General features: G+C 74.6%; 19 protein-coding genes. 15 read left to right on the top strand and 4 right to left on the bottom strand.

Annotation, left to right across the window (positions count from 1 at the left end; translation table 11 throughout):
• Positions 1-3: 3 nt before the first annotated feature.
• The 15 genes from ACZ7LK_RS12685 to ACZ7LK_RS12615 all read left to right on the top strand — a co-directional run bounded on the left by ACZ7LK_RS12685 (position 4) and on the right by ACZ7LK_RS12615 (position 16,328).
• Positions 4-597: a thiamine pyrophosphate-dependent enzyme gene (locus ACZ7LK_RS12685; protein ID WP_471140200.1), complete on the top strand. Its 594-nt coding sequence runs from the start codon at positions 4-6 to the stop codon at positions 595-597.
• Positions 594-2,609, top strand: coding sequence for an alpha-hydroxy-acid oxidizing protein (locus ACZ7LK_RS12680; RefSeq protein ID WP_471140197.1), 2,016 nt, complete (start codon positions 594-596; stop codon positions 2,607-2,609). The genes ACZ7LK_RS12685 and ACZ7LK_RS12680 overlap by 4 nt, the downstream gene beginning before the upstream one ends.
• Positions 2,606-3,295: a class I SAM-dependent methyltransferase gene (locus tag ACZ7LK_RS12675; RefSeq protein WP_392272876.1), complete on the top strand. Its 690-nt coding sequence runs from the start codon at positions 2,606-2,608 to the stop codon at positions 3,293-3,295. The genes ACZ7LK_RS12680 and ACZ7LK_RS12675 overlap by 4 nt, the downstream gene beginning before the upstream one ends.
• Positions 3,292-4,563, top strand: coding sequence for an MFS transporter (locus tag ACZ7LK_RS12670; protein ID WP_392272877.1), 1,272 nt, complete (start codon positions 3,292-3,294; stop codon positions 4,561-4,563). The genes ACZ7LK_RS12675 and ACZ7LK_RS12670 overlap by 4 nt, the downstream gene beginning before the upstream one ends.
• Entirely contained in the window at positions 4,560-5,405 is an 846-nt protein-coding gene (locus ACZ7LK_RS12665; RefSeq protein WP_471140193.1) for a hypothetical protein, read from the top strand. The genes ACZ7LK_RS12670 and ACZ7LK_RS12665 overlap by 4 nt, the downstream gene beginning before the upstream one ends.
• A gap of 2 nt (positions 5,406-5,407) precedes the next feature.
• Positions 5,408-6,283 (top strand): nucleotidyltransferase domain-containing protein, encoded by an 876-nt coding sequence (locus ACZ7LK_RS12660; protein WP_392272879.1) that lies wholly within the window; start codon positions 5,408-5,410, stop codon positions 6,281-6,283.
• Between the two features lie 17 nt (positions 6,284-6,300).
• Positions 6,301-7,362 carry an amidohydrolase family protein gene (locus tag ACZ7LK_RS12655; protein WP_392272880.1) on the top strand — a complete coding sequence of 354 codons (1,062 nt, stop codon included), beginning with the start codon at positions 6,301-6,303 and terminating at the stop codon, positions 7,360-7,362.
• A 17-nt stretch (positions 7,363-7,379) separates the two neighbouring features.
• Positions 7,380-8,552 (top strand): hypothetical protein, encoded by a 1,173-nt coding sequence (locus tag ACZ7LK_RS12650; protein WP_471140189.1) that lies wholly within the window; start codon positions 7,380-7,382, stop codon positions 8,550-8,552.
• The gene (locus ACZ7LK_RS12645) at positions 8,545-9,819 is read left to right on the top strand and encodes an ATP-grasp domain-containing protein (RefSeq protein ID WP_471140186.1); all 1,275 of its coding nucleotides are present in this window, start codon (positions 8,545-8,547) and stop codon (positions 9,817-9,819) included. The genes ACZ7LK_RS12650 and ACZ7LK_RS12645 overlap by 8 nt, the downstream gene beginning before the upstream one ends.
• Positions 9,816-10,595 (top strand): inositol monophosphatase family protein, encoded by a 780-nt coding sequence (locus tag ACZ7LK_RS12640; protein ID WP_471140183.1) that lies wholly within the window; start codon positions 9,816-9,818, stop codon positions 10,593-10,595. The genes ACZ7LK_RS12645 and ACZ7LK_RS12640 overlap by 4 nt, the downstream gene beginning before the upstream one ends.
• A complete protein-coding gene (locus ACZ7LK_RS12635; protein ID WP_471140181.1) occupies positions 10,592-11,917 on the top strand; it encodes an ATP-grasp domain-containing protein in 1,326 nt (441 codons plus the stop codon). Before ACZ7LK_RS12640 ends, ACZ7LK_RS12635 begins: the two co-directional genes overlap by 4 nt.
• 91 nt (positions 11,918-12,008) lie before the next feature.
• The gene (locus tag ACZ7LK_RS12630) at positions 12,009-12,776 is read left to right on the top strand and encodes a metallophosphoesterase family protein (RefSeq protein WP_392272885.1); all 768 of its coding nucleotides are present in this window, start codon (positions 12,009-12,011) and stop codon (positions 12,774-12,776) included.
• Positions 12,777-13,022: 246 nt separating this feature from the next.
• On the top strand, positions 13,023-14,114 hold the full coding sequence (locus ACZ7LK_RS12625) for a sugar ABC transporter substrate-binding protein (RefSeq protein ID WP_392272886.1): 1,092 nt from the start codon (positions 13,023-13,025) through the stop codon (positions 14,112-14,114).
• Positions 14,115-14,244: 130 nt separating this feature from the next.
• Positions 14,245-15,024: an ATP-binding cassette domain-containing protein gene (locus ACZ7LK_RS12620; protein WP_392272887.1), complete on the top strand. Its 780-nt coding sequence runs from the start codon at positions 14,245-14,247 to the stop codon at positions 15,022-15,024.
• Positions 15,021-16,328 carry a sugar ABC transporter permease gene (locus tag ACZ7LK_RS12615; RefSeq protein ID WP_471140177.1) on the top strand — a complete coding sequence of 436 codons (1,308 nt, stop codon included), beginning with the start codon at positions 15,021-15,023 and terminating at the stop codon, positions 16,326-16,328. Before ACZ7LK_RS12620 ends, ACZ7LK_RS12615 begins: the two co-directional genes overlap by 4 nt.
• A 48-nt stretch (positions 16,329-16,376) precedes the next feature.
• Here ACZ7LK_RS12615 and ACZ7LK_RS12610 read toward each other — a convergent pair whose 3' ends face one another.
• Genes ACZ7LK_RS12610 through ACZ7LK_RS12595 form a run of 4 tightly spaced genes read right to left on the bottom strand, consistent with a single transcriptional unit; the run spans position 16,377 to position 21,542 of the window.
• The gene (locus ACZ7LK_RS12610; RefSeq protein WP_392272889.1) at positions 16,377-17,408 is read right to left on the bottom strand and encodes a DUF5914 domain-containing protein; all 1,032 of its coding nucleotides are present in this window, start codon (positions 17,406-17,408) and stop codon (positions 16,377-16,379) included.
• A complete protein-coding gene (locus tag ACZ7LK_RS12605) occupies positions 17,405-18,436 on the bottom strand; it encodes a phytoene/squalene synthase family protein (RefSeq protein ID WP_471140174.1) in 1,032 nt (343 codons plus the stop codon). The genes ACZ7LK_RS12610 and ACZ7LK_RS12605 overlap by 4 nt, the downstream gene beginning before the upstream one ends.
• Positions 18,433-20,019 (bottom strand): phytoene desaturase family protein, encoded by a 1,587-nt coding sequence (gene crtI / locus ACZ7LK_RS12600; protein ID WP_469463269.1) that lies wholly within the window; start codon positions 20,017-20,019, stop codon positions 18,433-18,435. The genes ACZ7LK_RS12605 and crtI overlap by 4 nt, the downstream gene beginning before the upstream one ends.
• Positions 20,016-21,542: a polyprenyl synthetase family protein gene (locus ACZ7LK_RS12595; RefSeq protein ID WP_469463266.1), complete on the bottom strand. Its 1,527-nt coding sequence runs from the start codon at positions 21,540-21,542 to the stop codon at positions 20,016-20,018. The genes crtI and ACZ7LK_RS12595 overlap by 4 nt, the downstream gene beginning before the upstream one ends.
• Positions 21,543-21,564: the final 22 nt, after the last annotated feature.

Below are 21,564 nucleotides of genomic sequence, written 5' to 3'. Positions count from 1 at the left end.
CCCGTGCTGACCAGAGACGACGCACTCGCCCGCATCGCCCGGGCGGCCGGGGCCGAGGACGCCGCCGTGTTCATCGGCAACGGGCTCAACCCGCGGGCGCTGTACGCCCTGGAGGACCGCGCGCGGAACTTCTACATGATGGGCAGCATGGGCCTCGCCCTCCCCCTGGCCATCGGCTTCTCCCGGCGGTCCGGCATCCCCGCGCTGGCGGTGGAGGGCGACGGCAACGCCCTCATGGGCCTCTCCGGGACGGCACTCGCCCCGGCGGCCCGCGGGACGCTGGTGCACATCGTCCTGGACAACGAGGCCTACGAGAGCACCGGCGGCCAGCGGACCCCCGCCCCCGGCTTCTCCTTCACCACGGCGGCGCGGGCCGCCGGCTACACGACGGTGGCGTCCGTGAGGGACGGCGACGCGCTCTCCGACGCGCTTTCCGGGGCGATCGCCGGGAAGCACACCGGCTTCATCCACGTGCGGACGGCCGTCGACTCCGGACCGCCCCCGCCCCGGGTGCCGTTCCACCCGGCCGAGATCACCCGCAGGTTCACCGCCAGTCTTCGCACGAGCGACACCGTCCGGAATGAGGTGGCCTTATGAACGAGTTGCGCATCGGCATAGGTGTGCACAGCCCGATCACCGCGCTGCTGGCGGAGGAAGCCGGCGCCGACGTCCTGTGGCTGGGCAGCCTGGAGATGTCCACCAGCCGCGGGGTGCCTGACCGCGAGGTCCTGGAGCCGCACGAGATCGCCGGGATCATCCGCTCCGTACGGGCGGCGACCTCCCTGCCGATCTACGTCGACGCCGACACCGGCAGAGGCTCCGACGAACTGGCCGTCCTGGCGACGAAGCTCTACGAGGAGGCGGGCGCCGACGCGATCTGCGTCGAGGACAACCTCTTCCCCAAACGCAACTCGCTCGACGACAGGTTCGGCGGCCGGGCGCTCATGGACCCCGAGGCGTTCGCCGGACGCATCTCCGCCATGGTGGCCGCCCGCCGCTCGATCCAGGTGATCGCCCGGACGGAGGCACTGGTGGCCGGGCACGGCGTGGACGCGGCCGTCGACCGGTTGCGCCGGTACGCCGACGCCGGCGCGGACGCCCTGTTCGCCCAGGCGAACCGGGCCAGCGCCGGGCAGTTGCTGCCCGTCGTGGAGCGGATCGCGCCGATCCGCCCGATGGTGCTCGCGCCCACCGTCCTGCCCGGGACGGACGCCGAGGCCTTTGCCGCGCACGGGCCGGTGACCGTCATCTTCGCCAACGTCGTCATGCGCAGCCTGGTGGCGCAGACCTCGCGGGTGCTGCACGAGGTGGTGGCGTCCCGGCGCCTGGACGCGGTGTCCACCGAACTGGCAGATGTGGAACGCCTGTTCGAGCTCGCCGAGCGGAGCCGCGCCCTCGACGAGGAGCCCCCGCCGGCACGGACGGATGCCCCCCGGACGACCCGCCCCGCACCCCCGGTCCCGTCCGCCGCCCGGCCGGCGCCGCGCCCGGCGGCCGACACGGCGACCCGGGCGGTGGCGGAGGCGGGACCGGACCGGGAGCGGGCCCGCGCCCTGATGACCGAGGCGGCCTTCGACTACTGCGCCGGCGGTGCCGGTGACGAGGCGGGGATGCGCCGCAACACCGAGCGCCTGGACGCGCTGACCCTCACGCCCCGGGTGCTGCGCGACGTCTCGGAACGCAGCACCGGGACCGAACTGTTCGGCAAGCGGCTGGCCGCCCCGCTGCTCGTTACCCCGATGGGTCTCCAGGCCCTGTGCCACCCCGAGGCCGAGCGTGCCACCGCGGCCGCCGCGAGGTCGCTGGACCTGGGCTTCACCCTCTCCATGTTCGCCTCGCGCACCGTCGAGGAGGTCGCGGAGGCCGCCCCCGACTGCTGGTGGCAGCAGGTGTACCTGCTGGGGGAACGCGCCATCAGCTGGTCGATGGTGCGCCGGGCCGAACAGGCCGGTGCGAGCGCCCTGGTGTGCACCGTGGACGTCCCGCTCGTCGGCCGCCGCACCAGGGACGCCCGCAACGGCTTCCGGCGGTTCGACGCGGCGCCCCCGGCGATCGTGCGGGACCCGGTCTTCACCGACGTCCTCGCACACCGCAGGCGCCGGACGCCCTCCCTGACCGAGGAAGGGCTCCTCGCGGAGGTGTTCCCGGACCCGGCGGTTTCCTGGCGCGACCTGGCGGAGCTGCGCTCACGCACCCGGCTCCCGCTGGTCGTCAAGGGAGTCCTGCACCCGGAGGACGCCGTGCGCGCCGTGGACGCGGGCGCGGACGCGATCCAGGTGTCCACGCACGGCGGGCGCCAGTCGGACCGCCACGTGGCGGCGGTGGACGCCCTGCCGCACGTGGTGGCCGCCGTCGGCGACCGCGTACCGGTCCTGTTCGACTCGGGTGTGCGCAACGGCACCCACATCGCCTCGGCGCTGGCCCTCGGGGCGCGCGCCGTACTCGCCGGCAGGCCGGTGCTGTGGGGCCTGGCCGCGAACGGCCAAGAAGGGGCGGCGGCCGTGCTGCGGTCCCTCGTGGAGGAGCTGGACCACACGATGGCCCTCCTCGGCACCCCCTCCGTCACCGACCTCGGCCGCGAACTCGTCAGCATCCAGGAGCAGGCATGAACCACACGCCCACCGACAGCACCACCGCACACCGCCACTGGGACGAGGTGTGGAAGACCAGCGGGGGACGCGCCGACTGGTCCACGGTCGACCCGTGGGTCGCCGGAACCGTCGACCTGCTGCGCGAGCGCGGGGTCCGCCGGGTCCTCGACCTGGCCTGCGGCGTCGGCCGGCACGCCGTCTTCCTCGCCGGGGCGGGCTTCGACACGTGGGCGGTGGACGCCAGCGACACCGCGATCGAGCACACCCGGGCGGCGGCCGGCGAAGCCGGCGTTGACGTCGACCTCCGCGTCGGGCCCATGGATCGGTTGCCCTACGAGGACGGCCACTTCGACTACGTGCTGGCGTACAACGCCATCTACCACGGCGACCGGGAGGCGGTACGGGCCACCGTCCGGGAGATCCACCGGGTGCTGAGGCCGGGAGGGCTGTACCAGGTGACCATGCTGTCGCGCCGCAACCACGGCTGCGGCAAGGGCGTCGAGGTCGGCGAAGGAACGTTTGTGCAGCCCGATGCCACCGACGACAAGGTCCATCCGCACCACTACTGCGACGCGGCCGAGCTGATCTCCCTGCACCGGCCCGCGGCCCTCCTCATGGCCCACGACCACGAGCACACGGCCCCCGGATCGTTCCACTGGCACTGCCTGTTCGAGCTGGCCGAGGAGGCAGGGGGCCCCGCGTGACGCACGGACGACGGGCGGCACTGCTGTCGCGTCTGGCGGACCGGCCCCAGCTCCAGCCGTTCCGCGACCGGAACTTCAGGCTCCTGTGGGCCGGGTTCGCCTCCTCCCTGCTCGGCGACGGCATGATGTTCGTCGCCCTGCCGTGGCTGGTGCTCTCGCTCAGCAACACCACCTCCGCCCTGGCCACGATCGGCGTGGTGATGGCGCTGACCGCACTGCCCGTGGCGCTGGTCGCCGGAGCGTGCGTGAACCGGTACGGGGCCCGCCTGGTGATGCTCACCGGTGACCTCGTGCGGGCACTCGTGCTGGCGGCGATCGGTGTGCTCGGCATGCTGGACCTGCTCACCACCTGGCACCTGCTGGTCGGGCTCGCGGTGTTCTCCGCCGCCGAGGCCGCCTTCGTCCCGGCGTTCAACACCATGGTGCAGTCCCTGGTGCCGGCCGAGTACCTGGTCGGTGCCAACGCCGCCGACCAGGTCGTACGCCCCCTGATGTGGCGGCTGATCGGTCCGGTCGCGGGCGGCGCCCTGGTCGCCACGACGGGCGCGGAATGGGTGTTCGTCCTGGACGCGGCCACCTTCCTCGTGTCCTTCGGCTTCCTGCTCGCCGTGGGGGCCGAACGCAGGCCCCAGGGCGAACGGACACCGGCCGGCCTGCTGGCGGAAAGCCTCGACGGCCTGCGGTACGTCCGGGCGCACCCGTGGCTGCTGTACGCCTTCACCGCCGGCGCGGTGACCGTCATCTGCGTGATGGGACCCTGGAACGTCCTCGTCCCCTACGTCCTGCACAACGACATGGCCCGGGGCGCCGGGGCCTACGGCCTCGTCCTGGCCGTCGGCGGGGTCGGCCAGATCGCGGGGGCACTCGCCGTCGGCGCGAAGTCGCTCGACGGCCGCGCCCTGGTCTCGCTGTACCTCGCCTGGGGGGTCATGGCGGGCGGACTGGTGGGCTTCACCTTCCACTCCTCGCTGCTGCCCGCGCTGATCGGCAGCTTCGTGATCAACGCGGCGCTCGCGGTGTCGGCGGTGCTGTGGGGCGCCCTCCTCCAGACCGCCGTGCCCCGGGCGTACGTGTCCCGCATGTTCGGCATCGACTGGGCGCTGTCCCAGGTGCTCGTGCCGCTCTCGTACTCCCTGACGGGGGCGTTCGCGAGCACCACCTCCACGAGCACCGCACTGCTCGTCGCCGCCCTGGGCGGCCTGATCGGCGTCCCGGCCGTCCTGCTCGTACGGCCCGCCCGCCGGATCCCGGAAATGAGGACCCGATGACCGACGAACTCGCCGGCCCGCTGGCCCGGCGCTTCTCCTGGCCCGCCGGCAGCGGGGTGCTATTGGCGGGCTCCACCGCCGAAGGCGTCGCCATGCGCGGCTCCAACGTCAACGTCCTGGTGATCGGCGCCCCGGACGACTGGGTACCCGCCGGCGGCCCCGAGGAGCCGGTGCTCCGCCCCATGGGCCTGGCCCGCAACTACCTCTACGAGCACGACCCGGCCGTCAACATGGACGTGCTGCGCCCCGACCGGATGGACGACCTGGCCGGCCTCGCGAGAGGCATGGCCCGCCTCCAGGACCCGAGCACACCCGACCTCGAACTGCCCGTCCTGGACACCCTGGAGATCCGCTTCCTCGCCCGGCTCCGCGCCGGCCGGATCCTGCACGGCGACCGCGTCGTCGCCGAGTGGCGCGACCGGATGGGACTGCGCTGGCTGCCCGCGTTCCACTGCGCCACCACCTACCTGACGGCGGTGCACTTCCACCGCAAGGCCGTGACGGCCCTCGCCGACGGCCTGCCGCTCGACGCCTCCGTCCTGCTGCGCCTGGCGGTCGAACACCTCCTCGTCAGTGCCCTGGCCGCCGGCGGGCGCGTGCTGCACGAGGTGAAGAACCTCGGCCGCAACGTCGGCGCCGCCCTGGCCGCCGACCCGGAGGGCCCCCTGCTGCTCCGGGAGGCGCGCACGCTGCTCGGCGGCGGCACGGAACCGCGGCCGGAGACCTTCGCCCTGATCGAGCGGTACTCCGCCGACCTGCTGCACCGGCTCCCCTCCACCGCACACGGCCGGCCGGCCGCCGCCTATCTCGCCGGCCAGGGCCACGCCCCCAAGGGAGAGTGACCGTGACCACCGACCACAGCCCCCGCGTCCCCGACCTCCCCCCGGCCGTCCGGCAGGTCGTCGACGGCCTGGCCGGGCTCCCCACCGTGCGGTCCGTCCGCGTCGGGGGCTCCCGTGCCCGGGGCGGGCCCACCCGCCCCGACAGCGACTGGGACCTCCTCGTGTACGTCGACGACCTGCCGGCCCTCACGGAGCTGCGCCCCCTGCTGCCCCCCGACCAGGACCGCCACGGGCCCGTCGAGTACGCCACCGCCAACGAGGACCACCCACTGGAGGAGGCCGAACTCTCGATCCCCCTCTCGCCCCGGATCGACGTCTGCTTCCGCCCCATCGCGCGGCTGCGCCACGAGGAACGGCGCGCGGCCCGGGGGACGTTCACCGTCCACGCGTACCCCAAGACCGCCGGCGGTGTGCCGTCGTACATCCTGCTGAGCGAAGCGGCGCTGTCGGCGCCCGTGCACGGCGACGTCGGCGCTCCGCCCTGCCCGGCGGAACTCGTCCGCACCGCCGTGCCGTGGTGGCGGGGGCGCGCCGCGTGCGCTCTGCTGCTGGCGGTCGACCACGTCACGGCGGGGGAGCGGGTGGGGGCCCTCGGCCACGTACTCGCCGCGGCCACCTCGGCCGCCCACGCCGCGCTGATCGCCCGCGGCCACTGGTACCCCATCACCAAACGCCTGCTGAACGAGCCCGCGGCCCTGGGCGACGAAGCCCGGCGCACCCTGGACGGCCTGTCGCCCGCGACGCTGACCACCGACGTGGTGCGGCGCGTCGCGGACGACCTGGGGACCGACCTGGAGGCCGGGCTCGACTGGCTCGCCGGCGGCGAACACCTCACACCGGGAGCGGGCCCCCGTCGCACGCACCCCGGAACCCACTGAAGAGAGGCGGAGACACCGTGCCGGACAACCACCTGTACGACTGCGACACCCACTTCACCGACCACCTGCCCGAGCTCTGGACGGACATCGGGTTCACCCCCGCCGAGGCCCCCCAGGTCGTCACCGAGGCGGGAGTGACCCGGCTGCGCCTCGGCGACCGGCTGTTCCCCCGGCCCGACGGCCGCGGCCACGGCAACCCCAAGGGCCTCGGCCACCTCATCGGACCCGGCGAGGACGCGGACCGCGCCGACTTCATGACCAAGCACTCCATCGCCGCGGCCGTGCTCCAGCCCGGCTTCGTCGGCCTCTCGGTGCAGGCGGTCGACGACCCGGAGACCCGTCTGCGGCTGCTCGACGGCTACAACCGGCTCGCCTCGCGGTCCTGTGCCCGGTCCTCCCTCCCGCTCACATGGGCCTTCCTCGCCTCCGTCGAGGACCCCCGGTGGAGCGAGGAGACGCTGCGCCGGTACGCCGACGACGACAACCTGGTCGGTGTGGTGGTCCGGCCCACCGGCCGCACCCCCTCCGTACGGCTCAACGACCCGGCCGTGACACCGCTGCTCGAGACGGCGGCCCGGCTCCGGCTGCCGCTGTTCGTCCACGGGGGCACCGGGTGCTACCAGTGGTCGCCGCTGGCCGACGCCTACGAGGACTACGCCATGACCCACGCCTTCGGGCACATGGGCGAACACATGATCGCCCTCGCCGACCTGGTCACGCGGCCCGACGGGCTGCCCGACGGGCTGAACGTGGTCATGCTGGAATCCGGCATCGCCTGGATCCCCAGCGTGCTGGGCCGGCTCACCAGCCACACGAAGAGGCTCTCCGGAGGGACGACGAACCCCACCGACATCTTCCGCGAGCACTTCGCCGTGGTGCCCGACCCGGGGGAGGAGCACGTGACCTGGGCGGTACGCCGACTGGGCGCCGACTCGGTGCTGTTCGGCTCCGACTACCCCCACTGGGACACCGTCGAGGCCGACGGCTGGCTGGCCGGGTTCGAGGACCTCGCCCCCGCCGCCAAGCTGGCCGCCAACACCTCCCGGCTCGTCCCCCGCCTCACCGGGCGGCCGTCATGAACGGGGGAGCGGACACGATGACACCGAACCATCCCCCACGGGACGACGGCCGTCCCGTCCGCATCCTCGTCGTCGGCTGCGGCGACCTCGCCGTCCGCGTACTGCACGGACTGGCCGGTCCGGCCGGACCGGCCGGACCGGGGTGGTCACGGCACCTGGGAGTGCTCGGCCGCACGGAGGACCTCGTCGTCCGCACGGCCAACATGGTGTCCCTCTCGGCCGCCCAACTGGGCCGGTCCTGCCCCGTCGAACCCCTCGTCCAGGACCTGGACGACGTGGCCGGCACCGCGGAGGCCATCGCCCGGTTCGCCCCGGACATCGTCTTCGCCGCCGCCAGCCGGCAGTCCTGGCACGTGCTGTCCCAGCTACCGCCGGACCGCTTCGCCCGTATCAGCGCCGCCCACTTCGGTCCCTGGCTGCCCATGCACCTGGACCCGGTGCTCAAACTGATGAGGGCGGTACGAGCCGCCGGCAGCCACGCCACCGTGGTGAACGCCGCCTACCCCGACGCGGTGCACCCGGCCCTCCACGGAGCCGGACTCAGCCCGCACCTGGGCATCGGCAACGTGGCCAACTCGGTCCCCGCGCTGGCGGCCATCGCCGCGGAACACCTCGGCTGCGCACCGGCCGACGTCCAGCCCCGCTTCGTGGCCCACCACTTCGTCAGCCACCGGATCTCCCGCACCGGCGACAGCGGCGGGGCGGCCTTCGACCTGACCTTCCGGCGCGGCACCGACGACGTCACCGCCGCCCTGCCGACGGACACCCTGTTCCACCGCATGCGGACCGACTACCGCCGGACCGGCGGCCGGGAAGGACAGATGATGACCGCCGCTTCCGCCCTCAGCGTGCTCGAACCGCTCGTCACCGGCACCACCGCGACCGTCCACGCGCCCGGCTGGCACGGGCTGCCCGGGGGCTACCCGGTGCGCATCACCCCGGATGGGACCGCGCTCGACCTGCCGCCCGGACTGGACCGGCGGGCCGCCGTGGAGATCAACCTGGACGGCCAGCGCCACGACGGGATCGCCCGCATCGGGGAGGACGGCCTGGTGGAGTTCACCGAGGAGGCGGTGGAGGTCATGCGCACCGAACTCGGCCACCACTGCAAGGAACTCGCCCTTGCCGACGTCGAGGAAGCGGCCGTGGAGCTGGCCGCCCGGTACGCGGAGTACTGCCGCCATGAGTGACCGGATCAGAGACGTCCTCGTACTCGACCACATCGGCTACCGGTACTACCGGGACACCGACGGCCGCCCCTTCCTGCCGGCGGACCGCAACCGCGTCCGGCTGGTCACCGACATCCGCAAGGTGGACCAGGCCCACGGCGACGAGCTGGCCGCGATCACCGGCGTCCCGCGCGGTGACGAAGCGCTCCTCGACGCGGCGGCTCGCTTCCACCACACCACGGCCGGGAACGCCCTGGACGGTGTCGTCGCCATCAGCGAGGGCCTCCTGCTGGCCGCCGCCCGGCTGCGGGACCGCCTCGGCGTTCCGGGACCCACCGAACGCCAGGTCCTGCGGTACCGCGACAAGGTGACGATGAAGGAGCACCTCCGCGACCACGGCGTACGCGTCCCGGACTTCGCGCCCTTCACCGAACCGGACGCACGGCGGCTGCTGCGCCGGCACGGCCGCGTGGTGGTCAAGCCCCGCCGCGGCGAGAGCTCCGCCGGGATCACCTTCCTGGACGACGAGGACGCCCTGCACCGCCTCCTGGCCACGGCACCGCCGGACCCGGCCGGGTACGAGGTCGAGGAACGCGTCGGCGGCGACCTCTTCCACATCGACAGCGTGGTCCGCGACGGGGTGCCGCTCGCCGCCACGGCCGGGCGGAGCGTGCAGGAGACGACGTCCTACCGCCGGCTGGAGGCCTTCCGGGACGTGGCCGTCGGTCCCGGAAGGACGCTGGACCGCCTGCTGCGGTTCAACCGCGACGTCCTGGCCTGCTACCCCGACTTCAGCGGGGTCACCCATCTCGAGGTCTTCCTCGACGCCGACGAGGTCTGCTTCTGCGAGATCGGCGGCCGCCCCGGCGGCGGGGGCATCATCCCCGGCTTCCAGTCCCGCACGGGCGTCAACCTGGACGAGATGACCATCAGGGCCCAGCTCGGGGACACCGTCCCCCAACCCCCGCCGCCGGCGGCGCACCTGACCGGCTACGCCCTCGTCTACGCGCCCGCCGGGCGGCTGACGGCCGACCTGACACCGCCGGCCGCCGACTGGATCATCGACACCCAGCTCCGCTTCCGGGTCGGCGACGTCATGCCCCGGCCGGCCGGCTGGAACCAGGCGGCGGCCATCGTGACCGTGCGCGGCGACTCCGAGGCCGAGGTCGAGTCACGGCTCGACCAGGTCATCGAGGCGGTCCAGGACCGGCTGCGCGGGAGCGCCCGGAGTGACGGCCCGGGCGCGGTGGCCGGTACGGGCCCGGGGACCGGCGGGGTGGCCGGATGACCGTCGCGGACATCGAAACGCTCGCGGTCACCATGGCCCGGCACGCGGCGGCGGAGATCACCGCCGTGGCCCGCCGGGGCTACCGGGTCGACGAGAAGAGCGGGGCCCACGACCTGGTGACCGAGGCGGACCTCCGGGCCGAGTCCGTCATCACCGGCCTGCTCGGCCGGGCCAGGCCCGGGGACGCGGTCCTCGCCGAGGAGTCGGGCTACCGCGCCGGGCACACCGGCGTGACCTGGATCATCGACCCGCTCGACGGCACCGCGAACTTCGTCCGCTCGTCGCCCCACTACGCGGTGAGCGTCGCGGCGCTCTCCGGTGGCGACTGCCTGGGCGCCGCCATCGTCCGGCCGGCCGACGGGCAGTGGATGGCCCTCCGCGACGGCGCCCCGGACGGCCACGTCACCGACCCGCCGCGCCCGCCGGGCGACACCGCCCGGGTGGCCGTCGCCCTGCCGTACGGACCGGAGGAGCTGGACGAGGCCCACGGGATCCTCCGCCTGGTCGGCCGGCGCTACGAGGTGTCCCGGACCGGATCGGCCGCGTGCGACCTCCTCCGGGTGGCGACCGGCGCGCTGGACGCCCACATCGCGGTGGCGCTCCCCTGGTGGGACACGGCGGCGGGCCACGCCCTGGTCCGGGCACGCGGCGGGACGGTGCTGCACCGGCGGTCCCGCCGCCGCACGAGGATCGACATCTCGGGCAGGCCGGGTGTGGTGGAGGAGCTGGCCCGGCTGCTCGCCGCGCACCACGGGGTGGACGGGGGCGGCCCATGACCGCCCCCGCCCCCGGCCCGGCCGGCGGACCCGCTCGTGCACCCGGCCCGGCCGACGGACCCGCCCCCGCCCCGGCTCCCGCACCCGGCCCGGCCCGGGCTCCCGGTGGCGGCGGCCGGCCCGTACTGGCCCTGGTCGTCAGCCGGCGCCGCCGCTTCACGCGGCACGTACTGGACCGGCCGGACATCGACACCGTCCTGCTGCGCCCGGAGGGCTCACCGGTCGGGGCACCCGGCGACCGGCCCGTCTTCGTCCTCCGGGACGCGGCACCGCCGGACCGGGAGGCGGCCCGCTTCCGCGCGTGGTGCGCCGCCCTGGGGCGGCGACCGCGGTACTTCTGCAACCCGGACGAGGCCGCCCAGCCCTCGATGCACCGGTTCGCCGCGGCCGCCGGGCTGCCCCACCTCTCCCCGGAGCAGGTCCGCCGGGCCACCGACAAGACCGCGATGAAGGAACTGTTCGCGGACGCCGGACTGCCCGCCGCGCGGTTCCGGGTGGTCACCTCCGCGGCGGAGGTGAAGGACTTCGCGGGCGGCCACGGATGGCCGGTCGTCGTGAAGCCCGCCCTCTCCGGTTCCTCGGTGGACACCTGGAAGGCCGGCCCCGACGACCTCGCCGCCATCGACCGCGCGCTCGCCGCCCGGCCGGAGCGGACGTGGATCGTGGAGGAGTACGTCCGGGGCACCGAACACCAGTTGTGCGCCCTGGTGCACGGCGGGGAGGTGCTGGACGCGTTCATCGCGGTCAACCCGGCACCGCTGCTGGACGCCCTCAGCGGCGCCATGAACGCCGACATCACCCTGGCGCCGTCGGAACCGGAGCCCGTCGACGGCCGCGAGGTGGCGCGGCGCGTGGTCGACGCGCTCGGATACCGCGACGGCTACCTGCACGCCGAGTTCTTCCTCCGGCCGGACGGCTCGTTCGTGATGGGCGAGGTCGCCGCACGGCTGGGCGGGGCCGAACTGCCGGTCAGCCACGGCCTCTCCCGGGGCTTCGACATGCTGGCCGCCGTCGCGGACGTGTACGTGGGACGCCGGCCGCCCCTGGAGTACACCCGCTCCCGGTCGGTGGGCGAGCTGCTCCTCCCCGCGCGCCGGGGGGTCGTCACGGAGATCACCCCGCTGGAGGAGCTGCTGGCCATGCCGGGGGTGCTGTCCGGTGAACTCACCGCGTCCGTGGGGGACCGCCTCGACCCGCCCCGCGCGTCCAGCGCCTGTGCGGGACATGTGCACATCGAGGGGGAGAATTCCGGAGTCGTCCTGAACCGCATGAGGGAGGTGCTGTCCTCCTTCACCCTGGAGGTGTCCGAAGCCGCCCCCTGATCACCCTCACCCCTCACCCCTCACCCCTCACTCCTCGTCCGGCGCCCGGCGCACGGCCGCCGGACCGACACGAACCCCCGGAAAGGCCACCATGGTTGCGAGTGTCGCTGTTCTGTCCGACATCCACGGAGTGCTGCCCGCGCTCGAAGCGGTACTGGCGGAGCCCGGCGTACGGGCCGCCGACCTGATCGTCGTCACCGGCGACCACGCCGCCGGGCCGCAGCCGGTGGAGGTGCTCGACCGGCTGCGTGACCTGGGGGACAAGGCCGTGCTGGTGCGCGGGAACGCGGACCGCGAGCTGGTGGCGATGGCCCGGGGGGAGTGGCCGGAGGCCGACGAGGCGTGGGAGATCGACCTCTGGGCCGCCGGGCAACTGCGGGACGAGGACGTGGAGTTACTGGCGGGCCTGCCGCACCCGGTGACGCTGGAGGTCGACGGGTTCGGCCCGGTGGTCTTCTGCCACGGGACCCCGCGGGACGACGAGGAGGTGGTCCTGGTGGACACCCGCCTGGAGCGCTGGGCGGAGGTGTTCGCGGAACTGCCGGACGAGGTGCGGACCGTCGTGTGCGGGCACACGCACATGCCGTTCATGCGGCTCGTCGACCAGCGGCTGGTGATCAACGCGGGGAGCATCGGCATGCCCTACGGGCGCACCGGCAGCCCCTGGGTGCTGCTGCGGGACGGTCACGTACACCTCAACCACACCCCCTTCGACGTCGACGGTGCCGTCGAGGCCGTGGTGAAGGGATCGGGGTTCCACGACTGCCGCTCCTGGGCCGAGCACTACGTCCGGTCGGTCACCACGGACGCCGAGGCGGTGCGCACCTTCGGCCCCCGGGACGGCCGGCCCACGTCCTGACGGTGGTCGCGTGGGTCGGGGGCGGGGGCCCGCCGCCGGATCCCGTGGGTCCGGCCGGGCCCGCCGCCCGGCTCCCGGTGGGAGTCCTCCCTGCTCACAGGGGGTGCGGGCGGGGCGGCGGCGGGCGCCGGCCGGACGCCGGGAGGCCCCGCCCAGTGGATGAGTTAATGTCGATATAAGGCCATTAGTGCACGTTTGCTCCCACACCCTCCCGGTAAGGAAGCGGCCGCACGAAAGGAGCCTGCCATGGCTCATCCATTGCGAGGCGCGATAGTGCTTGCAGGAGCCGCAGCCCTGAGCCTGGGCGCGGTGGCGACCACCGGTGCGGCCCAGCCGCCCGCCGGCACCGCGCCGGGGGACGACGTCAAGATCGGTCTGCTGCTGCCGGAGAGCAAGACCACGCGGTACGAGAAGTTCGACCGGCCGTACATCGAGTCCAAGATCAAGGCGCTGGCGCCCGGCGCGCAGATCGACTACTACAACGCCGCCGAGAGCGCCACCACCCAGCAGCAGCAGGTGAACACCGCGCTCGCCAAGGGTGACAAGGTACTGATCCTGGACGCCGTGGACGCCAAGTCGATCCAGTCCTCCGTGCAGAAGGCCCGGGACGCGGGCGTGAAGGTCGTGGCGTACGACCGCCTCGCCCAGGGCCCCGTCGACGCGTACGTGTCGTACGACAACCGCAAGGTCGGCGAGCTCCAGGGCCGGGCGCTGCTGGAGGCGCTGGGGGACAAGGCGGAGAACGGCCAGATCGTCATGCACAACGGCTCGCCGACCGACCCGAACGCCGCCGAGTTCAAGGCCGGCGCCCACTCCGTCCTCGACGGCAAGGTGAAGATCGGCAAGGAGTACGACACGCCGAACTGGGACCCCAACAACGCCAACCAGCAGATGTCCGGCGCCATCAGCGCCCTGGGCAAGGACAAGATCGTCGGTGTCTACTCGGCCAACGACGGACTCGCCGCGGGCATCGCCACCGCCCTCAAGTCCGCCGGCATCAACGTGCCGCTGACCGGCCAGGACGCCCAGCTCGACGCCATCCAGCGGATCCTCCTCGGCACCCAGACGATCACGGTCCAGAAGCCGTACAAGCCCGAGGCCGACATCGCCGCCACGATGGCCGTCAACCTGGCGCAGGGCAAGCCCGTCCCGGAGAACCTGGTGCCCACCACCGTCACCAGCGGCAGTGACGACAAGGTCCCGGCCACGCTGCTCACCCCGATCGTCGTCCACAAGAACAACATCAAGGACACGGTCGTCAAGGACGGCATGTACACCGTCAACGAGATCTGCACCCCGACCTACGCCGCGGCCTGCAAGGCGGCCGGTCTCCAGTAACCCCGGAGGCGACCGCGGAGGGTTGCCGCCCTCCGCGGGGCGCCCACCGGCCCGGCGGGGGCGAGGCGTTCCACGCCGGCGGGGGTGAGGGGGCCCGCGCCGGCGGGCGAGCGGAGGAGGCGGTTTTACGTTGCCGGAAACACCTGTGCTGAGACTGCGGGGCATCTCCAAGCGGTTCGGCGCCGTCCAGGCGCTGTCCGGCTTCGACCTGGAGGTCCACTCCGGTGAGGTCGTCGCCCTCGTCGGCGACAACGGCGCCGGCAAGTCGACCGCCGTCAAAGCTATCGCCGGGGTCAACCCGCCCGACCAGGGCGACATCGAATGGGAGGGCCGCCGGGTCGGCATCAGCCGCCCCCACGACGCCCAGAACCTCGGCATCGCCACCGTCTACCAGGACCTCGCCCTGTGCGACAACCTCGACGTGGTCGGCAACCTCTTCCTCGGCCGGGAACTGCGCCGGTTCGGCGTCCTCGACGAGGTCCGCATGGACAAGCGCGCCCGCGAACTGCTGGAGACGCTGTCCATCCGCATCCCCAGCGTCCGCATCCCGGTCGCGTCCCTCTCCGGCGGCCAGCGGCAGACCGTGGCCATCGCCCGCTCCCTGATCGGCGAGCCGAAGGTCGTCATCCTGGACGAGCCCACCGCCGCCCTCGGCGTGGAGCAGACCGCCGAAGTGCTCGACCTCGTCGAGCGGCTCCGCGACCGCGGTCTCGGCACCATCCTGATCAGCCACAACATGGTGGACGTCATGGCGGTGGCGGACCGCATCGCGGTCATGCGCCTCGGCCGGAACAACGGCTTCTTCGACAAGCGCGCGACCAGCACCGAGGAGATCATCTCCGCCATCACCGGGGCCACCGACAGCGCCGTCACCCGCCGCCAGGCCCGCAAGCTGGAGGACGAACGATGAGACGGGAGAAAGGGCGCCACGACCCCTCCGCCCCGGACACCTCCGCCCCGGACACCTCCGTCCAGGAGCCGGCCCGCGGCGCCGTGCCGGCCGTCGACACCCGGCTGCTCGTCCGCGAGGAGGGCCTGCGGGGCTACCTCGGCGAGTTCCGCCGCAAGCTGCGCAGCGGTGAACTGGGTTCCCTCCCCGTCGTCGTCGCCGTCATCATCATCTGGACCGTGTTCGGCAGCCTCAACAGCACCTTCCTCTCGGCGCAGAACCTCTCGGACCTGAGCCAGCAGATCGTCGGCACCGGCATGATCGCCGTCGGGATCGTCTTCGTCCTGCTGCTCGGCGAGATCGACCTCTCGGTCGGCTCCGTCAGCGGCCTGTGCGCCGCGATCTTCGCCGTGCTCAACGTCCTGCACGGGATGAACCAGTGGCTGGCGCTCCTGGTCGCCGTGGGCGGCGGAGCCGCCGTCGGCCTGCTGCACGGCTTCTTCTTCGCGAAGGTCGGGGTACCGGCGTTCGTCGTCACCCTCGCCGGCAACCTCGCCTGGAACGGACTGATGCTCCAGGTGCTCGGCACCACCGGCACGGTCAACATCCCCAGCGAGAGCGTGGTCTCCAAGCTCTACTCCACCATCTTCGACAGCCCCTTGGTCGCCTATGTCACGGCGGCGGTGGGAGTGGGCCTGTTCCTGGCCGCCTCCCTCCTGGACGCCAGACGCCGCCGGGCGGCCGGCGTGCCGTACCGGCCGGTCGCGGAGATCGTGCTGCGCACGGTGGTCATCGCCGCGATCGCCTTCGCCGCCGCGTACATCCTCAACCAGTACCGGGGCCTGCCGCTGGCACTGCTGATCTTCCTGGTCCTGCTGGTGGTCCTGGACTTCGTGCTGCGCCGCACCACCTACGGCCGGCGGGTCTTCGCGGTCGGCGGCAACATCGAGGGCGCCCGCCGGGCGGGCATCAGCGTGCCGTTCGTCCGCATGAGCGTCTTCTCGATCGCGGGCACCATGGCCGCGATCGGCGGCATCTTCCTGGCCGGACAGATCCAGTCGGCGAGCCAGACCTCCGGCGGCGGCAACCTGCTGATGAACGTCATCGCCGCGGCGGTCATCGGCGGCACCAGCCTCTTCGGCGGCCGGGGCACGGTCTGGTCGGCCCTGCTGGGCGCCCTGGTGATCGGTTCCATCCAGTCCGGGATGAACATCATGGGCCTCAGCAACGCCATCCAGTTCATGATCACCGGAGCGGTGCTGCTCGCCGCCGTGGTCGTCGACTCCCTGTCCCGCCGGACCCAGAAGGCCGCCGGCCGCGCCTGAACCCGCACGCCGGCCGAACCCCCCGCGGGCCGGCCGGCGGCGGGAACCTCAGCCGGGGAACCGCCCCGTGGAGCGCAGCGCCCACCGCCGCTCCGCGTAGGCCAGGTCGTCGCGCCACAGCCGCCCGGCCGCAGTGCGCACGAGCGGGCGCAGCAGCGGCGCCGCCCGGCGCGCCACGGCGAACCCCGGCCGGTCCGAGGCCGCCACCACGGCTTCCACCACCGCCGTACGGGGGCGTCCCCGCGCGTCCGGCCCGAGCGGTGTCGCATGGGTCTCGACGACGGACCCCGCGCCCTCCCCCTCCGTGATGTGCATGACGACCGTACGCGGCTCGGGAGCGGTGAACACCGCCCGGACCGGCACGACCAGCCGCCCCGCCACCTTGAAGGAGACGTCGACGGTGAACCCGTCCGCCCCGCCTCCGCCCTCGTCCCCGCCCTCGCTGCCGTCCGGCGTGCCGACCACGGTGAGGTCGACGAACGAGTACGGGTGGAACCACGCCCCGTGCCACGGATCGAGCCGATTGGCCACGATGTCCTCCGGCTCGCACGTCCCGGTGGCGACGTGGACCGCCGACAGCGAGCGTGCCCCCTCGGGCCGCCGGGGGACGACGGGCGCGTCCAGCGGCGGCTCCCCGCCGGCCTCGTCCAGCCGCACCCACACCAGGACGCCGTCGTCGTGCACCGGCAGCGGCGCCCAGCCCGCGAACGGGGCGCCGTCCAGCGCGAGACCGTGCCAGTGGCACACCAGGGTGCCGCAGCGCACCGGGCTGTCCCGCAGCGGCGCCCCGAGGTGCGGGCACACGCCGGGGCCGCCCACCGGACGCCCGTCGGGGCCGCGCCACACCACCACCTCCCGCCCGGCCACGGTCGACGCCAGCGGACGGTCGCGGCGCAGGGCCAGGGACGCGCCCACCACGTACCAGTTGCCGGACGGCCGGGCCTGGGCCCGCTTCAGCGCCTCGGCGATCAGCGAGGGCCTGGCGTCCCGCCAGGTGGGCGGCTGACGGTCCCACGGGACCGGGCGGCGGCGCAGGGCGAGCGGGAGACGGGCGCCGCGGCGCGGCGGGCGGGGGCTCACGCGACCTCCTCGGCGACCGGCCGGCAGGGCGCCCCGGGCACGGCGCTGGACGGGGCGCCGCCCGGTGCGACGGGCCCGCCCCGCCCGCCGCCGCCCCGGGCGCGCAGGCGCGCGGCCGCCACCCGCGCCAGCCCGTCGGCGGCCACCACCGCGCGGCGCCGGCGCGGCACCACGGCACGGCGGTGCAGCACCGCGTAGCCGTCCCGGGCGACGGCGTCCAGGATCCCCCCGTACAGCACCGTCGCCGTACGGATGCACGGCCGGGACACCGGGTCCAGCATGTCCAGCCCCGGCGCCGCCTCCCGGTACACCCCCCGGGTCAGCGCCTCGAACTCCCGCAGGGCCGCGGTGACACGTCGGTCACGGCGGCCGGTGTCCCGGCACCACCGCAACAGCTCCCGGCCGGCACCGTGCCCGGCGAGCAGGTCGGCCGGCAGGTACACCCGGCCGCGGTCGAGGTCCTCGCCCACGTCCCGCAGGAAGTTGCTGAGCTGGAACGCCACGCCCAGGGCGGCCGCGTGCGGCGCGGCCTCCTCGCGCGGGACCACGGTGCCCAGGACCGGCAGCATCTGGAGCCCGATCACCGCGGCCGAACCGTGCGTGTACCCGCGCAGGTCCGCGTAGGTGGGGTAGTCGGTCACCACCAGGTCGGCGCTCATCGAGGCCATGAAGTCGCGGAAGTGCGCGTGGTCGATGGCGTAGCGGCGCGCGGTGTCGGCGAGGGCCCGCACCACCGGCTCGCGACCGTGCCCGTCCCGCAGCCCCCGGCGCAGGCTCCGGTCGAGCTCGGCGAGCGCCGCCGCCGTGCGCCCGGTGTCCGCGTCCGGCCCGGGCGCGTCGACGATGTCGTCGGCCCAGCGGGCGAAGCCGTACAGCGCGTGCACCGCCGGCCGGCGCTCCACCGGCAGCAGCCGGGTGGCCAGGAAGTAGGTCTTCCCGTGCCGCGCGTTGAGGGCGCGGCAGTGGCGGTACGCCGCCCGCAGCGCCGGATCGGAGATCCCCGCCGCGTCGAGTTCCCGGTCGGTCATACGGGGGTCTCCTTCGTGGTGGGCGGTGCCGGGGCGGCCGGTGCCGGGGCGGCCGGCGCGCCGCGGCGGGCGGCGGTACGGGGGCGGGCGGACGCGCGGCCCGGGACGCCGGTGATCCGGGCCGCGGCGAGCTTCCCCGACACCAGGACGGTCGGCACCCCCACGCCCGGGGTGGTGCCGCAGCCGGCGAGGACGGCGTTCCCGGTGCCCCGCACGAGGTTGCGGGGCCGGAACGGGCCGGTCTGGGCGAAGGTGTGGGCGGCCGAGAACGGCGTGCCCGCGGCGTGCCCGAGCGCCTGCCAGGTGGCAGGGGTGACCAGGCACTCCTCCTCGATGGCGGCCTCGAGACCGTCGAGACCGCGCCGCTGAAGTTCCCGCAGCAGCGAGTCCCGGTAGCGCGGGGCGAGATCGGTCCACGCGGCCGCCCCCGGCCCGATCGTCGTGTTGGGGCAGGGCGCCAGGACGTAGTGCAGGTGGCGGCCCGGGGGAGCGAGACCGGGGTCGGTCGCGGTGGGCCGGGTGATCAGCAGGGACGGGTCGCTCATCAGCCGCCCGCTGCGCGTCAGTTCGTCGAACGTACGGCTCCAGGCGTCGCCGAACCAGATCGTGTGGTGCGCCAGCTCCGGCCAGGTGCGGTCCGTCCCGGCGTGCAGGACGACCGCCGACGGCGAGTGCCGCAGCCGCAGCGGCCGCCGGGGGGCGCGGCCGAGGAGCCGGTAGACGACGGGCAGGTCCGGGGTGAGGACGACCGCGTCGCACACGATGCGGTCCCGGTCGGTGACCACGGCGGTGACGCGCTCGCCCGACCGCTCCAGCCGGACCACCTCCTGCCCGAACCGCAGGTCGGCGCCCGCGTCCCCGGCGGCGTCCGCCATGGCCCGCGGCAGGGCGTGCATGCCGCCCCGGGGGAAGTACACCCCGGCCACCGTGTCCATGTAGGCGATCACGGCGTACGCGGCCAGCGCCCGGGCCGGCGGGACGCCCGCGTAGAGGGCCTGGAAGGAGAAGACCCGGCGGAGCCGCTCGTCCGACAGGAAGCGGCCGATGCGCGCGTCCAGCCGGCCGAAGCCGCCCAGCGCGGCGAGGCGGGCGAGGTCGGCGTTCAGCAGGTCCAGGGGCGAGTCGAAGTTGGCGTCGATGAACCGGCGCATCTGTGCCCGGTACAACCGCTCCAGCCAGGTGCGCAGCCGCCGGTAGCCCGCCGCCTCCCGGGGCCCGGCGAACCGTTCCACCTCGGCGGCCATCGCGTCGGCGGCGGTGTGCACGTCCAGCGTGCTGCCGTCCGCGAAACGCGCCTTGTACGCCGGGTGCAGCGGGATCAGGTCGACCCGCTCGCGCAGGCTGTCACCGACCGCCGCGAACGCCTCGTCGGCCAGGTCGGGCATGGTCAGTACGGTCGGGCCGGTGTCCATCCGGTAGCCGCCCAGGTCGAGCCGCCCGGCCCGGCCGCCGGGCAGCGCGTCCCGCTCGACGACGGTGACCCGGCGTCCGGCGCCCAGCAGGTGCAGGGCCGCCGACAGCCCCGCGAGTCCGGCGCCCACGACCACCACGTGGTCGGTGCGGCCCGGCAGCGTGCGGGTCATCGGAGGACCTCCCCGGCGCCGGGGACGACCGCCGACGGCTCCTGGCCCGTCGCGCAGGTCAGGACGGGGCCGGGGTGACCGGCTGGATCGGGGGATCCGGCGGACGCGGTGGACCCGGCGGATCCGGCGGACCCCGTGGACCCGGCGGACCCCGTGGACCCGGTGGATCCGGCGGTGGACGTGCCGCCGGCCGTCGCGGTCAGCAGCCGGCGGAGCCGGTACTCGCCTGCCGGGGCCAGGGCGGCGTCGTCGAGCCGGCGGAGACCACGGGTGACGAGCCGGTCGATCCGGGTCTCGACCGTGGCCCGGGCGCCCGTGCGGTCCAGGACGTCCCGGACCTCGTCCAGTTCCGCCCCGGTCAGCGCCGCGTTGCCGAGGGACCGTTCCAGCACGGCCAGCGCATGGTGGTCGGCCGACGCTTCGGCGCGGGCCCACGCGAGGGCGGTCAGGCAGGTGGGTTTGCCCTCCCGGATGTCCCCGCCGCACGGGCGGCCGGTCAGCCGCGGGTCGCCGAAGACGTCGTCCAGGTCGTCGCGGAGCTGGAAGGCCGTACCGACACAGCGGCCCGCCGAGGCCAGCGCCCGCGCCGTGGCGTCGTCCGCGCCCGCCAGGGCGGCCCCCAGGGCGAGTGGCCGTTCCACCGAGTAGCGGGCGCTCTTGAGGCAGGCGGTGCGCAGCGCCCGCGCCAGGGAGCGCGACCGCGTCACCTGGCCCTGCACGTCCAGGTACTGACCGGCCACCATCTCCAGGCGTATGTCGCTCCACAGGCGCCGCACCGCGACCGCCGTCCCCGGGCCCAGGGGCGTCTCGGCCACCAGGTCGTCCGCCCAGGCCAGCGCCAGGTCACCGGCCAGGACCGCGGCCGCCTCCCCGAAACGTCCGGCACGGGCGGCGGGCGCGCGTCCCGCGTACTCGGCGGCCACGTCGGCGTGGAGCGCGGCGCGGCCGCGCCGCCGGACCGATCCGTCCATGACGTCGTCCTGCACCAGGGCGCAGGTCTGGAGGAGCTCCAGCGCCGCGCCGATCCGCAGCACCGCCGAGGCCGCCGCCCGGTCACCGCCGCCACAGGCACGCCAGGCCCACCAGACCAGCCGGGAACGGCCGCGTTTGCCGCCCGTCCGCGTGAAGCGCGCGACCCGCCCGGCCAGCTCCCGCGCGAACAGCGGGTCCACGGCCCGGGCACGGGCGACCCGCTCGTCCAGTACGCCGGCCAGGACCCGCCCGACGGCCGCGGGCACGTCGGCGTCGACGGCGCGCGGGTCCTCGGCCCCCGGCCGGAGCACGCCCGCCCCCGCCGGGAGCACGCCCGCCCCCGCCGGCAGGACGCCCGCCCCCGGGAGGCCGCCCGCCCCCGCCGCGCCCGAGGCCCCCGCCGCGCCCGCCCCGGCCGCCGCCCCGTCGCGTGGGGCACCTGTCGTTGCGCCGTCCGGCCGCACCCGGACGGGGGTCACCGGCAGGGTGAGCGCACGGACGGCGGGTGGCGGCGCGGCCGCATGGTGTTCCCTCGCCTGAGTGGGACGCATCCAGGTTCCTCTCGTCGTGCTC

This window comes from Streptomyces sp. NPDC039423 (genome assembly GCF_055598725.1).
The sequence above is the reverse complement of the archived record's forward strand: the minus strand, read 5'-3'. Positions and strand labels throughout refer to the sequence as shown.